Origin of the sequence: Stenotrophomonas sp. DR822 (assembly GCF_019793815.1) — a bacterium.
Taxonomy (GTDB): domain Bacteria; phylum Pseudomonadota; class Gammaproteobacteria; order Xanthomonadales; family Xanthomonadaceae; genus Stenotrophomonas; species Stenotrophomonas indicatrix.
Genome location: NZ_CP081826.1, coordinates 1,425,576 through 1,441,280, shown reverse-complemented (window position 1 = coordinate 1,441,280; position 15,705 = coordinate 1,425,576). Strand labels below are relative to the sequence as shown.

At 62.8% G+C, this 15,705-nt stretch carries 11 protein-coding genes and 1 pseudogene; 7 read left to right on the top strand and 5 right to left on the bottom strand.

Going from position 1 to position 15,705, the window contains the following annotated elements; all coding sequences use genetic code 11:
• Positions 1–61: 61 nt before the first annotated feature.
• Positions 62–1,534, bottom strand: coding sequence for an MATE family efflux transporter (locus K5K93_RS06635; RefSeq protein ID WP_025873814.1), 1,473 nt, complete (start codon positions 1,532–1,534; stop codon positions 62–64).
• A gap of 62 nt (positions 1,535–1,596) precedes the next feature.
• On the opposite strand from K5K93_RS06635, the gene K5K93_RS06630 reads away from it, so the two are divergent.
• On the top strand, positions 1,597–1,836 hold the full coding sequence (locus K5K93_RS06630; RefSeq protein WP_025873813.1) for a hypothetical protein: 240 nt from the start codon (positions 1,597–1,599) through the stop codon (positions 1,834–1,836).
• Positions 1,837–1,845: 9 nt separating this feature from the next.
• Positions 1,846–2,253 (top strand): RNA-binding S4 domain-containing protein, encoded by a 408-nt coding sequence (locus K5K93_RS06625; protein ID WP_222390262.1) that lies wholly within the window; start codon positions 1,846–1,848, stop codon positions 2,251–2,253.
• A gap of 84 nt (positions 2,254–2,337) precedes the next feature.
• Here the strand turns inward: K5K93_RS06625 and katG are convergent, their stop codons facing one another.
• Positions 2,338–4,578 (bottom strand): catalase/peroxidase HPI, encoded by a 2,241-nt coding sequence (gene katG, locus K5K93_RS06620; protein WP_222390261.1) that lies wholly within the window; start codon positions 4,576–4,578, stop codon positions 2,338–2,340.
• A 144-nt stretch (positions 4,579–4,722) separates the two neighbouring features.
• On the bottom strand, positions 4,723–5,337 hold the full coding sequence (locus K5K93_RS06615) for a DUF937 domain-containing protein (protein ID WP_222390260.1): 615 nt from the start codon (positions 5,335–5,337) through the stop codon (positions 4,723–4,725).
• Positions 5,338–5,734: 397 nt separating this feature from the next.
• Between K5K93_RS06615 and K5K93_RS06610 the strand changes: the two genes are divergently transcribed.
• Positions 5,735–6,328, top strand: coding sequence for a hypothetical protein (locus K5K93_RS06610; RefSeq protein WP_222390259.1), 594 nt, complete (start codon positions 5,735–5,737; stop codon positions 6,326–6,328).
• A gap of 186 nt (positions 6,329–6,514) precedes the next feature.
• On the opposite strand, the gene mutS is transcribed toward K5K93_RS06610, so the two are convergent.
• Positions 6,515–9,070 (bottom strand): DNA mismatch repair protein MutS, encoded by a 2,556-nt coding sequence (gene mutS / locus K5K93_RS06605; protein WP_222390257.1) that lies wholly within the window; start codon positions 9,068–9,070, stop codon positions 6,515–6,517.
• Positions 9,071–9,272: 202 nt separating this feature from the next.
• On the opposite strand from mutS, the gene K5K93_RS06600 reads away from it, so the two are divergent.
• The 4 genes and pseudogenes from K5K93_RS06600 to K5K93_RS20265 all read left to right on the top strand — a co-directional run.
• Positions 9,273–11,168, top strand: coding sequence for an integrase (locus tag K5K93_RS06600; protein ID WP_261311943.1), 1,896 nt, complete (start codon positions 9,273–9,275; stop codon positions 11,166–11,168).
• Between the two features lie 11 nt (positions 11,169–11,179).
• On the top strand, positions 11,180–11,953 hold the full coding sequence (locus K5K93_RS06595) for a nucleotide-binding protein (RefSeq protein ID WP_222390255.1): 774 nt from the start codon (positions 11,180–11,182) through the stop codon (positions 11,951–11,953).
• A gap of 157 nt (positions 11,954–12,110) precedes the next feature.
• Positions 12,111–12,530, top strand: coding sequence for a hypothetical protein (locus tag K5K93_RS06590; RefSeq protein ID WP_261311942.1), 420 nt, complete (start codon positions 12,111–12,113; stop codon positions 12,528–12,530).
• Positions 12,531–12,554: 24 nt separating this feature from the next.
• Positions 12,555–13,227, top strand: a pseudogene (locus tag K5K93_RS20265) (integrase); the annotation flags it as partial.
• 489 nt (positions 13,228–13,716) lie between these two features.
• Here K5K93_RS20265 and K5K93_RS06585 read toward each other — a convergent pair.
• Positions 13,717–15,369 (bottom strand): patatin-like phospholipase family protein, encoded by a 1,653-nt coding sequence (locus tag K5K93_RS06585; RefSeq protein ID WP_222390253.1) that lies wholly within the window; start codon positions 15,367–15,369, stop codon positions 13,717–13,719.
• Positions 15,370–15,705 lie beyond the last annotated feature (336 nt).

Genomic DNA, 15,705 nt, shown 5'->3' with positions numbered 1-15,705 from the left:
TGCGCGATGTTTGCGACGTCCATGGAATTGCCGGCCAGCGGCCGGCACTACCGGTGCATGTTCAACGCGGTGGAATGGTTTCCAGCGCCGCATCCGGGTCGGCCACCGGCGAAGGCGGACAGGCGGGAATCTCCGAGGGCGTGGCGAGTTCTTCGGCATGCACCGGTGTACTGATCATCTTCGCCTTGCGCCAGCCACCCCAGCGGTAATACGCCAGCGACAGCAGCATCGACACCAGCGAGCCGGCCGGGAAACTCCACCAGATCGCATCGGCACCCCAGTACGGCTGCAGGAATTCGGCGAACGGCACGCGCACGCCCCACAGCGACGCGGCCAGGATCAGCAGCGGCGGCAGCACCGCGCCGGTGGAGCGCACCACGCCGGAGATCACGAAGCTGACGCCGAAGAACAGGAACGAACCGATCACGATGTGGTTCAGGTGCCGCGCGATCTGCAGCGACTCGCTGCCCTGCGGCAGGAACAAGGCCAGCGAATACTGGTCCAGCAGCACCAGCGGCAGGATCAACGCGCCGGTCAGCAGGAAGTTGAACGCGATGCCCTGGCGTGCGGTACCGCGCACGCGATCCCAGCGCTGCGCACCGACATTCTGCGCGGCCATCGACGAACACGCCGCACCGATCGCCATCGCCGGCATCTGCACGTAGTTCCACAGCTGCAGCGATGCACCGTAGGCTGCGCCGGTGTCAGTGCCGTACTGGTTGACCATGGTCATCAGCATGATCACCGACAGCGAGATCAGCACCATCTGCAGGCCCATCGGCACGCCCTTGACCACCAGCGCACGCAGGATGGTCATGTCCAGCTTGAACAGGTGCATGTCGGCGCGGCCCAGCCACAGCGTGTGCCGCTTGTGCCGCATGTACAGCAGCAGGCCGGCCAGCGACAGCGTCTGCGACACCAGCGTGGCCCAGGCCGAGCCGGCGATGCCCAGTTCCGGGAACGGCCCCATGCCGAAGATCAGCACCGGGTTCAGGGCGATGTCCAGCACCACCGAGACCAGCAGGAAGCGGAACGGCGTGCGCGAATCACCGGCACCGCGCAGCGCCGCACTGAGGAAGGCGAAGGCGTACAGCGTCGGCATCGCCAGGAAGATGATGCGCAGGTAGGCCTCGGCCAACGGCAGCGAGGCGGCAGGCGTGCCCATCGCCGCCAGCAGCGGGTGGGCCAGGAACCAGCCGGCGATGGCGATGATGACTGACAGGCCGATGAAGAACGTGGCGCTGGTGCCGACCACGCGTCGTGCCTGGGCGATGTCGCGCGCACCGATGGCCTGGCCGATCAGGATGGTCGAGGCCATGCCGAAGCCGAACACCGAACCGATCAGGAAGAACATGATGTTGTTGGCGTTCGCGGTCGCGGTCAGTGCCGCTTCGCCAAGGAAGCGCCCCACCCATACCGCATTCACCGAGCCGTTCAGCGACTGCGCGATGTTGCCTGCCAGGATCGGCAGCGCGAACAGCAGCAGGTTGCGGCCGATCGGGCCGGAGGTCAGGTCAAGCGGCGCTTTGGCCATGGAGTGGTGATCGATTGCCGGGAGGCGCACACTAGCATCAAGCCGGTTTGCAGGATGTGGCAATGCATCAACCACAACAGGCGATGCGGATGATCGTGGCGGCCTTGATCGCAGCGGCACTGGCCGCATGTTCGTCGGGTGACCGGCTGGGTGATACCCAGGTGCGGCCGACCGACCGCCCCGAGTGCCTGGTCGGCAGCCAGCGCCAGGATCTGGCGGCCGGCACGCCGGCATTGATCGGGGGCAGCGGCTGCCGCACCGACCCCGACAATCCGCGCCCCCTGAACAAGCGAACGGAGTAGTCCCCACCGATGTCCGAGCTTTCCCCGTTGGCGCCCAGCGTCCGTCTGGACATCTGGTTGTGGGCGGCCCGCTTCTTCAAGACCCGCAGCCTGGCCAAACAGGCGATCGAGACCGGCAAGGTATCCGTGGCCGGGCAGCGTCCGAAATCCTCGCGCGCAGTACGCGTGGGAGAGCAGCTGCTGGTCGATCGCGGTGAAGAACACTTCGAGATCCAGGTGATGGGCCTGAGCGACCAGCGCGGTCCGGCGCCGGTGGCGCAGCAGTTGTATGCCGAGAGCGAAGCCTCCAAGGCCCGCCGCGCCGAACAGCGTGCGCTGCGCATTGCCGCGCGTGATGGCTACCAGGCACCGGAGCACAAGCCGGACAAGCGCGCACGCCGGTTGATCCGTGCATTGGGTGATATCGACGCCCTGTGACGGCGCCGCCCGGGCGCTGGTAGTCGCCCACCTCGGTGGGCGTTGTGCCAGGTGCCAACCAAGGTTGGCACCTGGCATATCCGATCAACCGTGCAGGTCGTAGCGATCCAGCTCCATCACCCGGGTCCAGGCGGCGATGAAATCCTGCACGAACTTCTTCTCGCCATCGGCGCTGGCGTAAACCTCGGCCAGGGCGCGCAGCACGGCGTTGGAGCCGAACACAAGGTCGGCACGGGTGCCGGTCCAGCGCGCAGCGCCATCGCTGCGGCCGAGGCCTTCATAGCTTTCGCGACCGGTCGCCTTCCAGGTGGTGCCCATGTCCAGCAGGTTGACGAAGAAGTCGTTGCTCAGCGTGCCGGGACGGCTGGTGAACACGCCGTGCCTGCCGCCGTCAGCATTGGCGCCGAGCACGCGCAGGCCACCGACCAGGGCGGTCATTTCCGGTGCGGTGAGGGTCAGCAGCTGAGCCTTGTCGATCAGCAGCGCCTCACCCGGCACGCTGTATGCGCCCTTGAGGTAGTTGCGGAAACCATCGGCAGCCGGTTCCAGCACCGCGAACGATTCGACGTCGGTCTGTTCCTGGCTGGCATCGGTGCGGCCCGGAGTGAACGGCACGCTCAGGTCATGGCCGCCGGCCTTCGCTGCCTGCTCGATGCCGACGCCACCGGCCAGCACGATCAGGTCGGCCAGCGACACCTGCTTGCTGCCCGCGCCGTTGAACTCGGCCTGGACCTTTTCCAGCGCGGCCAGCACCTTGGCAAGCTGCTGCGGCTGGTTCACCGCCCAGTCCTTCTGCGGTGCCAGGCGCACGCGTGCACCATTGGCGCCACCGCGCTTGTCCGAACCGCGGAAGGTCGAGGCCGAGGCCCACGCGGTGGACACCAGCTCGGCCACGCTCAGGCCGGTCGCTGCGATCTTCTGCTTCAGCGCGGTGATGTCCTTGGCGTCGATCAACGGGTGCCTGGCTTCCGGCACCGGGTCCTGCCAGATGAATTCCTCGGCCGGAATCTCTGGGCCGAGATAGCGCGCACGTGGGCCCATGTCGCGATGGGTCAGCTTGAACCAGGCGCGGGCGAAGGCATCGGCGAAGGCCTGCGGATCAGCAAGGAATTTCCGCGAGATCTTTTCGTAGGCCGGGTCCATGCGCAGCGACAGGTCGGTGGTCAGCATGGTCGGGCGGTGCTTCTTCGACGGATCGTGCGCATCGGGAATCACTGCGTCCGCATTCTTGGCGACCCACTGGTGCGCGCCGGCCGGGCTCTTGCTCAGCTCCCATTCGTTGCCGAACAGGATCTCGAAGAAGTCGTGGCTCCACTGCGCGGGGGTGCGGGTCCAGGTGACTTCCAGGCCGCTGGTGATGGTGTCGCCGCCCTTGCCGCTGCCGAAGCTGTTGGCCCAGCCCAGGCCCTGGCTTTCCAGGCCCGCTGCTTCCGGTTCCTTGCCGACGTGGTCGGCCGGGCCGGCACCATGGGTCTTGCCGAAACTGTGGCCACCGGCGATCAGGGCGACGGTTTCCTCATCGTCCATCGCCATGCGGCCGAAAGTGTCGCGGATGTCATGCGCGGCCAGCACCGGATCGGGATTGCCATCCGGGCCTTCCGGGTTCACATAGATCAGGCCCATCTGTACGGCAGCCAGCGGGTTTTCCAGTTTGCGCGAGTGCACGTCGCCGTCAGCATCGTCATCGGACACCAGCACGCCGTGGCCCTCTTCCACGCCCTCCGAGCCGTGCTTGTAGCGCACGTCGCCACCGAGCCAGGTGGTCTCGCGGCCCCAGTACACGTCCTGGTCCGGCTCCCAGGTATCGGGACGGCCGCCGGCAAAGCCGAGCGTCTTGAAGCCCATCGATTCCAGTGCGACGTTGCCGGTCAGGATCAGCAGGTCGGCCCAGGAAATGGCCTGGCCATATTTCTGCTTGATCGGCCACAGCAGGCGGCGTGCCTTGTCCAGGCTGACGTTGTCGGGCCAGCTGTTGAGCGGAGCGAAGCGTTGCTGGCCACGACCACCGCCACCACGGCCGTCACCGATGCGGTAGGTGCCGGCACTGTGCCAGGCCATGCGGATGAACAGCCCGCCGTAGTGGCCGAAGTCGGCTGGCCACCAGTCCTGCGAGTCGGTCATCAACGCCTTCAGGTCGGCCTTCAGGGCGCTGTAGTCCAGCCCGTTGAAAGCCTTGGCATAGTCGAAGCCCGCATCAAGGGGATTGGAGCGCGTGGAGTGCTGGTTGAGCAGGTCCACGCGCAGCTGGTTCGGCCACCAGTCGCGGTTGGTCGTCGCATCACCGACGACGGCATGGTTGAACGGGCACTTCGCTTCGCTTTTCATGGGTCTCTACCTGTGGGCTGGCGAATGAGGGAATCAGATCGCTTACCCACCATAGGCATCGCCTAACCATGGGTAAATTCGATTGATTCAACCGATGCGATAGTGGATGCCTATGGTGGGCGGCGCTTGCATCGTTGTGCGCGATCAGCGCTTGAGCAGGCCCGCGCCGAGCTTGAACAGATCGCTGGCGCCGAACTGGCCATCGCCGTCCTGGTCGAGCGCACCGCCGAGCAGGCTGCCGATGCCGCCGCCGGACTGCTGTGCTTCCTGGCCCAGGGCCTGGCTGAGCTGGCCGGCGTTGCCGCTCTGGGCAAACCGCTGGGCCAGGAACGACATGACGATGGGGGCCAGGATCGCCAACAGCTGGCTGGATCTGCCGCTGTCCAGGCCGGTCTTCTGGCCCAGCACTTCGGCCGCCTGCGAGGTCTGCCCGCCGAACACGTGGCCGAGGATGCCGGCACCGTTGGTGGCGTTGCCGCCGCCACCGCCCATCACCGCGCCGAGGATGCTGCCGATGTCGAATCCGCCGGCACCGCTACCCGCGCCGAGGTGGTCGCGCTGCAGGGCATTGAGGAGGGACTGCGCACCCTGCGGTTCGCTGGCGTTCTGGCCCATCGCGCCGAGCAGCAGCGGCAGCGCGCTGCCGACGGCCTGGGTAGCCTGGCTGCTGTCCAGGCCGAGCTGCTGCGAGACCTGCTGCAGGCCTTGGCCCTGCTGCAGCTGCTGGAAGAGGGATGCAGCAAGGGATTCGGTGTTCATGGCGGTCTCCGGTCTGTGAAGGACGAACCGCCCGAGCATAACGCCGTGTGTACTACGGAAATGCGAAGGCAGCCGAGCCCGTGTTTGGCTCCGTCCTGCTGGCGGACGCGGCTCCAGCAGCGCCTTCAGCGAGTACAGCGCTTCCATGGCCTGCTTCGGGGTCAGCTCGTCCGGATCGATCGCCGTCAAGGCCTCCTGGGCTTGTTCGGCGGCGCCGCGGATAAGCCAAACTGACGGGAATTTGTCGCGGTCATCCTATGGCATTCTGCTTGTCCAGCATAAATGTTCGAGCCTATGATGAACTGGTGCAGATCGTAATCGACAACGTGATTGTCAGTGACCAGTCTGTACAGCAGTAAATTTGGAATTGTAGGCAAACAAACTGAGCAGGGAGCACATGAAGTACCTAACGCTAATCGCCGGAATTGCGATTCTTTTCGGTTATTCGTGCGCGTTGTACAAGTGGAAGCGTCCGGAAATCCTGCCTTGGTTCCACACCGCATGTGCGACCGTTGCCTCGATTCTGATTGGTGTCTCCACGGCAATGGCACTCTTCAACTATCAAGAGTCTTTCAAACAGGACGCAGACAGGGCCAGATATCACGCGCTGCTTTCCGCTGAGATCTCCGGAATTCGTGCGCACCTGCTTGAGCCGAGTAGCGCGACGGTTGAACTGGAAAATTCGGAAGTAATCGATCTGAGAATTCTTCACCTGCGCGCGGAAGTTTTAAGAGATGCCGGGCGTAGTGGTCTGTTTGACGTTCCGGCATCCCAGCAAATGCTCGAGCTGGCGCAAAGCATTGAAGCCTGGAACATGAAGACTGAAGGATTGATGGGTGCATTGAATGCCCAGCCAGGTAAGCCGCAGTATGGCGTGAGGATTCGCTGGTATAGCAGCAATCTGGAGTCATCCAGACTAGGATTGCTTGAAGGTGTCCAGTGGCTGTCCCAGAACTTGGAACTGAAGAACTACCCAGCGAAAATGTACTAGTTCCGCTGGGTTTCTGCCAAGACAGTGGTGGATTGGGAGATGAGGAGGGCGGGCATCCCGAAGGTGGTCGTAGGTGGTTAAAGGAATCAGTGTCGGAGGCGAGCGGGCGTTGTATGAAGCGAGTGCAGGCATGCCTATGGCAGGTTTGCAGCCTGCCATGCATTAAGAACGGTTCATCTGATGTAACTACAGCAACGCCTTCAACCGGTACAACGCTTCCAGGGCCTGCTTCGGTGTCAGCTCATCCGGATCGATCGCCGCCAGGGCCTCCTGGGCCTTGTTCGGCGGTGCGGCGAACAGACCGAACTGCTGCGGTGCATCCAGCGCCTGCGGCGCAACCTCGGCAGCGTGACTCTCGCCGCCGCGCTGCTCCAGTTCCGCCAGGCGACGGCGCGCCTGGGCCACGGTGGCACGCGGCAGGCCGGCCAGTGCGGCCACCTGCAGGCCGAAGCTGCGGTTGGCCGGGCCGTCCTTCACCGCATGCATGAACACCAGCGCCTCGCCGTGCTCGACGGCATCCAGGTGCACGTTGGCGATGCCGCTGCGGCCGCCTTCGTGCTGTTCGTCGGCCAGCGCGGTCAGTTCGAAGTAATGGGTCGCAAACAGCGTGTAACAGCGATTTTCGTAGGCGAGGTGGCGCGCTACCGCGTCGGCCAGGGCCAGGCCGTCGTAGGTGGACGTGCCGCGGCCGATCTCGTCCATCAGCACCAGCGAATGCGCGGTGGCGTGATGCAGGATGTAGCTGGTTTCGGCCATCTCGACCATGAAGGTCGACTGCCCGCGGGCAAGGTCGTCGCCTGCGCCGATGCGGGTCAGGATGCGGTCGATCGGGCCGATCAACGCGCGGCTGGCCGGCACGAAGCTGCCGATGTGGGCCAGCAGCACGATCAGCGCGTTCTGCCGCATGTAGGTCGATTTACCGCCCATGTTCGGGCCGGTGATGACCAGCATGCGACGGTCCGGGTGCAGGTCCAGGTCGTTGGGCTCGAACGGCTGGTCGCGCACGGCTTCGACCACCGGGTGGCGACCGCGCTCGATGTTCAGGCACGGCTCGGCCTGCAGCTCCGGGCGCGCCCAGTCCAGCGCCTGCGCACGCTCGGCGAAGGCCGCCAGCACATCCAGTTCGCTGAGCGCGGCGGCGCACTGCTTGAGTGGCTCCAGCTGCGTGCCCAGCGTGTCCAGCAGCTGCTCGTACAGGTACTTCTCGCGCGACAGCGAACGGTCACGCGCGGATAGCACCTTGTCCTCGAATGCCTTCAGCTCTTCGGTGATGTAGCGCTCGGCGTTGGTCAGTGTCTGCCGGCGGGTGTAGTGCACCGGCGCACGGTCGGACTGGCCCTTGCTGATTTCGATGTAGTAGCCGTGCACACGGTTGTAGCCGACCTTCAGGGTGGCGATGCCGCTGCTCTCGCGCTCGCGCTGTTCCAGGTCGACCAGGAACTGGTCGGCGTGGGTCGACAGGCGGCGCAGCTCATCCAGCTCGGCGTCGAAGCCATCGGCCAGCACGCCACCGTCGCTGAGCTTGAGCGGCGGCATGTCGGCGATCGCGCTGGCCAGCAGGTGGGCGCATTCGTCGTGTTCGCCGAGCGCGGCGTGCAGGGTCTGCAGGCGCGGTGAATCCAGCGGTGCCAGCACCTCGCGTACGGCCGGCAGCAGGCCGAGGCCATCGCGTAGGGTGGAGAAGTCGCGCGGCCGTGCCGAGCGCAGGGCAACGCGGGTGAGGATGCGTTCCAGGTCGCCGAGGCGGCGGAACTGTTCGCGGATATCTGCGTCCGCACCACGGTCGATCAGTGTTTCCACCGCGTGGTGGCGCTGCACCAGCACCTCGCGCAGGCGCAGCGGCCGATGCAGCCAGCGGCGCAGCAGGCGGCCGCCCATCGGCGTCACCGTGCTGTCGAGCACGCCGAGCAGGGTATTGCGGGTATCGCCGTCGACGCGGGTGTCCAGCTCCAGATGGCGCCGCGTTGCCGCGTTCATCGCGATCGCTTCGCCGGCGGTTTCCATCGAGATGGAGGTCAGGTGCGGCAGGCGCTGCTTCTGGGTTTCCTCGACATAGCCAAGCAGGGCGCCGGCAGCGGCCGTGGCGCGCGGCTTGTCGTCGATGCCGAAGCCGCTCAGGTCATGCAGCTTGAAGAAGTTCAGCAGCTGGCGGCGGCCACTGTCGGCGTCGAACAGCCAGGGTGCGCGGCGACGCACGCCGCTGCGCTGGCGCAGGAACTCCGGCCAGTTCTCCTCATCCGGCACCAGCAGTTCGGCCGGCTCCAGGCGCGCGAGTTCGGCTTCCAGCGCGTCATCGGTGTCCACTTCGTTGACCAGGAAACGGCCGCCGGCCAGGTCGGCCCAGGCCAGGCCATAGCCGCTCTTGTTGCGCGACAGGGCCATCAGCAGGGTGTCGCGACGCTCGTCCAGCAGCGCTTCGTCGGTGACCGTGCCGGGGGTGACGATGCGCACCACCTTGCGTTCGACCAGCCCCTTGGCCAGTGCCGGGTCGCCGATCTGTTCGCAGATCGCCACCGATTCGCCCAGCGCGACCAGTCGTGCCAGATAGCCCTCGTAGGCGTGCACCGGCACGCCGGCCATCGGAATCGGTGCACCACCGGAGCTGCCACGCTGGGTCAGGGTGATGTCGAGCAGGCGCGCGGCCTTGCGCGCGTCGTCGTAGAACAGCTCGTAGAAGTCGCCCATGCGGAAGAACAGCAGCAGGTCCGGGTAGTCGGACTTGGCTGCGAAGAACTGCTTCATGAGGGGCGTGTGCTCTGCACTGGCCTTCGATGCAGACGGTTTCGCTTTTGAATCAGTGGTTTGCAAGAGAGCTTCCTACGGGTTGTAGCGATCAATCCAGGGCACTTGCGGCAAGTAACGGGGTTCTTCGTTGCGCCGCGGTTGCGCCAGTCACTCAAAGAGGATCAAATCGATGTTGCGACGGACAGACGGCGGATCGACCATGGATACGGTTGTTGCGGCGCAGGCAGAGGCCCCGCGTCGCCGAGGCACCAAGTTTAAGCTGACCTACCGGCAAATCTGCGAATTGAGCGTGGCCAAAGGCCCGGTCGAAGGCAAGCAGGGAAGGGTGGTCATCGCGCCTCGACTCCCCGAAGATGCCGGGAAGCCTTACCGCGTCCTGGACGGCAATCAGGGGGCGCCGACGGGCTTTGGCTTCTACGTGGGCACCACCCGCACCACTTACGAAGTCGTGGTCCGAGGCCCGGCCGGGGTTCGTCGCTTCTCCCTGGGCAGCGTCACCGACATCGGCCCGGAGCAAGCCTACGAGCTGGCGCGGCGGAAGTTGGCCGTGGTTCGAGAAACGGGCGAGCATCCTTCGAAGGAAGAGGCCCGAGCCGAGCAGCTGGTGGAGCTGAAGGGGCTCACGCTGGCGGATTGCTTTGCGGCCTACGTTGAGGACCTGCAGAAGCGCGTCCGCAACAAGAAAGCCAAGCCCGCCAGCATCCGGGCGATCCAAGACAGCTTGGCGCGGTTCGCTCGGCCGGAAGTCGGGCTGGCGGACAAACCGATCCTTCAGCTGTTGGACAAGGACATCCACCGTGCGTTCGACAGCTTGCGGCGATCGTCCATGGTGCGCTCCAACCGGATCCCCACCCCGATGCGCCAAGCGCTGGCTGATCAGCCGGATTGGGCCGAGCTCTCCACGCAACAGCTCGAAGCGTTGGGCGTGACCGGGAAGCACATCCAGCGAGTCAAAGCGGCCGGTTTGGCGTCGACCGAGCACGCGTTCACAGACGCGAAGAGGGCGGTCGACCTGGTGCTGAAGCGGGAACGCAAAGCGGCCGCTCAGCAGCAGCGGGAACCGGTGCTGCGCTACAACCCGTTCCAGGTCATCCACGACGACGACATGCTGCGGGACTCGCAAGCGCTGCGCCGGCACTACGAGCGCGCGGAAGTGCGCAATCCGTTGGGGGACGAGACGCTGCCTACGGTCCTGAAGGTGATCTTGGCCAGGCGGGACGAGCAGGGCGGCTTGAACGCCACTGGCGCGGACTACTTGCTGCTGACCTTGCTGTGGGGCACCCGCCGCGGCGAGGCCGCTCCCCTGCGCTGGTTTGACCGGTGCTCCCCGGGCGAGCTGCGCCAGTCGGAGGTGTCCTGGGTCTGGTTGGCCGGGCCGGATGAGGTCAACCCTTACACGAGGCGAGCGGGCTCTCAGGTTTACTTGTTTGATACCAAGAATGGCGAGGAGCGCTACCTGCCGGTCGCCTACTTTGCTGGGAAGATCTTGCAGCGGCGTTACGACGAACGCGCGGACGAAACCAAGCTCAAGCAGGACCTAGTGGACGCGGAAGAAGTGTTTGGCGCCGCTCGAGCCAGGCGTGCATGCCGGGATCTGCTGGATCGGCTGGAAAAAGAGGTGGAGAGGGCACGCCGCGCGCTGGCCAAAACCATGTTCGTTTTCCCCGCTCGATCGGATCGAAGCAGGACGGGGCACTACTCGGACAGCAAAAGCATCGTGGCAAACGTGCGCCGGGACGCGGGGTTGCTTGATCTGCGGGCAGAAGTCGACATCGGCCTGACCATCCACGATCTGCGCCGCACGCTTGGTCGCTACGCGGCCCTTCTGTTCGGCGAAAGTCGAATCGTTTCCCAACTGCTCCACCACAGAACTCTGGGGCGAGGTGAGGATCGAATGGCCGCTGTCTCGGAACGTTACACCGAGCAGGAGTGGTCCAAGCTCCGAGAGGCCATGGGCCGGGTTGAAGAGCACATGGTGGCCACGAGTCCACGTGTTTGGAATCGCTTGAAGGGGACGGACAAGCCTCGGCTGGACGAGTCCGGCGATGCCCCAGTCTCCATTTTCTCAGCAAGAAACCGGCGTGACGGCCAGTAAGGAGCGACCCAATGGAATGCCAGCGCAAAGAAGAGGACTACCTGGAGCAGCGCTCTGTGGCCCTGGATGCTGAACTGAACAAAGCGGCCGCAGGCTTGCCGCCTCCGACGATCAGCTCCAAGGCGGCGGCTCGTTACCTCGGGGTGCACTTCGACACGCTTGGGGAGTGGCGCCGTCGAACGCCTCCTGCTGGGCCGCCCTTCGTGAAAGGGGCCGGCCGCGCTGCTGGAGGGGCCAACGAGCACGTCCGTTACCCTTACACCGAACTCGTTGCTTGGCAGGCCTCGCGCGTGGGGCGCAGTGTCAAAGAGCGTCGCCTGATCGACGAACTGGACGCGGCCCAGCAACGGGTCCGCGAGCTCGAAATCGAGTTGGCCCTGCGGCAGGCCCGGGACGACGCAAGCCGGCTGCAGAAGAAGTTGGGCCGCATCGCAACGCTGGCCACGCTCGATGACATAGCCGGGTTGTCTCACGAGTGGGTGCTGGTGGATGGCCGGGTGGCTGGGCATGTCCTGGTGGTGAGCGACCAAGTGCTTAGCGGTGCGCTTGAACGGGGTGAAGTGTGGGATGCCACGGTTGAAGCTGCATTGCAGGCGCCTTGGGTCAACGGGGAGACGCGTGAGCCCTACCACGCCGCTTACGAAAAGGTGTTGCAGGTGGCGATGCATGAACTCTGCGAAGCCCAAGCCGCTCAGCGAGCCAGCGATCTGGAGGCTCGTTGGGCGCTAGGGGATGCGATGCGTGTGTCCGTGCGGCCTTTTGCCCGAGACGAAGAAGTGTCGTGACGCGGCAGACGAGCCCGGGGGAGGCGACTACGGGCATGTTTTACAGACAGCGCGCAGTTGGTTCTAGCGGATGTCGCAGCGTGTAGCACCTGCTTGGATAGGTGATGGTCCTACAAACTCAGGGGGAAAAGATGTGAACAAAAGCATTGCAGCGGCCATGGGCTTCGACGACCTCTATGGGGGCAGTGAGGCCTTCCGTGAGCGCTTCGATGAGATGCTGGACGCGGTGAAGGCGCTGCCAGAAGGCCTGCAGGAGCGTGGGCGGTCACTGATGTATCCCCAACTGCACAACGCCTGCGTGATGGGGGATGTCGAACTGGTGACGGCGCTCTTAGCTACCGGCCTGGACCCCGATGCGTATACCTACACAGACGACGATGAGGATCAGCCGCCCTTGGTCTGGCTGGCCCGTGACTTGGAGCTCGATTTCGAGGTGAAATGTCAGGTCGCCGAGGCACTGATTGCTGCGGGGGCGGGCGTCGAAGAGGGGGAGCCGGAGGAAAAGGCCACGGACATTGGTGACTACGATTTTGCCAGTTTTCTGCGTTTCAAGATTCTGTCCTCGGGCAGGCGCTAATGCGTTGCTATCGAACCTTCCGCCCACGTCAGCTACTCCCAGCGCGAGAAGCGGGCGCGGAAAAAGCTGGGGTTTAAGGCCTACGACAGAGCCCAGATCCAGGCTCTGTTTGCGCCGAGACGCTTGCCAAGCTGTCCGAGGCGGCCCGCTGGGCCTCCCTCCTTGGGCTCTATACGGGGGGCGAGGCGTCAGAGGTCGGTCAGTTGCTGGGCCGAGACGTGTTCCAGGAGGACGGCACTCCGTGCCTCAGTATCTCAGACGACGGCGAGCACCAGAAAGTGAAAACCAGGTCAGCCTTCGCACGGTCCGTCTCCATCCTGAGCTCCTCAAGAAGGGCTTCCTGGATTGGGTCGTTGTCAAGCGTAAAGCCGGTGAAACGGGGCTATTCCCAGCTGCCAAGGCCACCGTCGTGAACGGGCAGGGAAACTGGATCACCAAAGGACTTAGTCGACACTTGGCCGAGATGGGGAAGGGCTGGGAGCCAGCCAGGCGAGGGTTCCATTCACTCAGAAACAGTTTTGTTCAGCAGCTCCAAGAGGCTGGAATAGCATCCGAACTCCGTGTGCAGATCGTCGTGCATGAGCTCGATAATGAGCACCATTCGACCTATAGTCGCGATTTTACAGCGGTGGAGAAGCTCTGCGGACCCGTGGCGCATTCGCAAAGTTTAACTTCACATGTCTGGGACTCACAGTGACGCTGTCTACCTGCGCAAGATCGAAGCGCGAGACAATGGTTGAGCGCGTTGCTGGTTCCAATTGGTCCGCTGCGCAATCGTCTCAAGGCTGGGTGAGGCGGGGGTGTGATCGGCCGCGATTGCCGCTAGTAGGGGCCGCAGGGCCGGTCAAAAACATACTGGACAAGTTCGATATTCATTGGAAACTTGCGTAATCGGCTGGCAACTACGGTCAAGTTCCGCACACTTGCCGGACTCCTAGCAAAAATCTAGTTAATAATTGGCTTATCTAACTGAATCGACGCAATCCAACCACTGCTTAGCCATGTTACTTTCTTCTTCGCTTCGCTAGAGATAAGCTTTTCAGGTAGTCAAAAAAAACAAAGCCGCTCGAAAGCGGCTTTGTCATCTACAGCAAGAATCAGAAAGCTTAGACCTTAACGATGATACGCATATTCGTCTCCCGCTGGATTAATCTCTTCGCAAGTATGCCTTCCTGCCTGGCGCATGTCAAGGGGCGCTGACTGGGGCTCGATCCAAGGCTGTCATCGTTAGACGCCAGAGGTCTTTGGGGTCGCTGCTGCGGGGCACATCATGTGCCACGCAGCCAAACATGTCCACATCGTGCAATGCGTATGCTTCATGCGGAAGTTCGTCGTGCTTGAGATTTCGGTGATTTCTCCCCTCGCCCGCGAAGTCAAACCGAACCGGGTAACCTTTGGGCACAACTGCGATAAGTTCAACCTTATCAACGGTTGTGGATGCAATCGGGCCTCGAGGGAAGTAGGCGATCATGTCCTCCTTGTCGGACTGAAGAGGGCGCAGCAGTTGAGATCCGCGGATCGTGTAAGTTAACTCATAGTCACCCGTGTTTTCAGGTAATGGCGAGTGAAAGCAGACGGCCACGTTGCGCTCCAATCGATCCTTAGCCAATGACATTGGGATCAGGGTTGCTTCAACGGGACTGCCGGTCGAGTCACGAACTCGGCAATCAAGGCTGGTTGCATCTAATACACTGTGTTCGTCGACATTTGCTACAGACAGGGAAAGCATATGGATCGGTTGCGAGTCCGTCGCGAATCTAATGATCATCCTTATTCTGTCATTGTTTCCAGTGATGGAATTTATTTCAAATGACAGTGATGGTGCGTAGATCTCTAGCCGTGCCAGGCGGTAGTGGATTGGGCTATTTAGGGAAAGAGCTGTGAAGTAGCTTCCCATGCTGGATAGAAACTGCTTCGAGGCAACGGATTGGTCCTGCCAAGGATCGTGCGCGAGGACTAGCGATTCTTTCTTTTTAATTTGGACGAAGTTTGATATCCATTTCTCGGCGTGCAAATGGACCACGTCGTATTGAGCGGCGAGTCCGCTTTCGAACGCTGATCTGAAGTCGAATGTGCTGAGTTGGGTGTTTATTGAAAAGACATTTGGTGCCGGTAGCGAGTCGCGCGCCCGGTCCTCGCCGGAGGATATGGCTGTGTCGATTAACGCGAGGACATAACTCTTAAGATTGTCATGAGAAGCATGCGTTGGTCGTTCGAACGAAACCGCCAAGACGCTCCCGTATTGGCTTTCGTCGTCACGGAGGAAATCGACAGGAAGGTTGGCGCACAGGCCGCCGTCCACTTTGCTGTAGCCTTGATTCTTCCATGTGCGAAAAGCGAAAGGGATTCCGCATGAAGATTCAATGGCCCCTAGAACTAGGTCGGAGTCCGCCGCTACGTGGCTGTTGCGGTTCTCTATGTCGGACGAAACTATGAATAGCTTAATGGGGTCGCCCCCGCGCATGGCGCAGACTTCCTTAATGGTCTTGTTTGATGGAGCGTTGCGGCCCAGCAACAAGCTAAGCCAAGTCCTAAGAGGGGCAAGGGACTTCAGTGGCTTGCCGCGATACATCGACCAGAGGGCGGCCGGGAGCCAGTGACCTGCGGAGAGTTGGTCTGCCACTACGCGCATCGAGTCGGTTCTGAGACTGGCACGTGCGTTAGCGACGCCGACGCCGGAAGCAAGAATGCAAGCGGCAATTGAACCGGCAGACGTTCCTGCAACGCGGGTGATATTTATCTCGCCCCTGTTATGGGCTTCTTCCAAGGCTTGTGCCGCCGCCAGCAAGTTGACCAACTTCGCTCCGCCGCCTTGAAAGGCGACCTGCACGTTATGCATTTTTCTTGGCTCCATGCGAATGCTAATCGGATTCCTGGGTGCGAGAATGCGCTCAGGAATGAAAAATCGCAAGTGACCGCCTCTGAACCAAGATTCGGTCAAGCTGTAAGAGCGCAGGCGTTGCGCTGCCCCTGCTTGCAGGGTCGCATTTTGGTTGCATCAGTCTCGCACAGGGCGAATGCCGATTCCGTGCGAAAGGCTGAGGTCCTTAAACCCAATGCGAGTGTATTCTCGACAAAGAGTGTGGGCCACGAGGTGGAGTCCAGTTTAGGATTTATTAAGGATTTTGGTGGCTGCGTCGCCGAGAAGCGCGGGGAGGAGATAAGCTTATTCGTG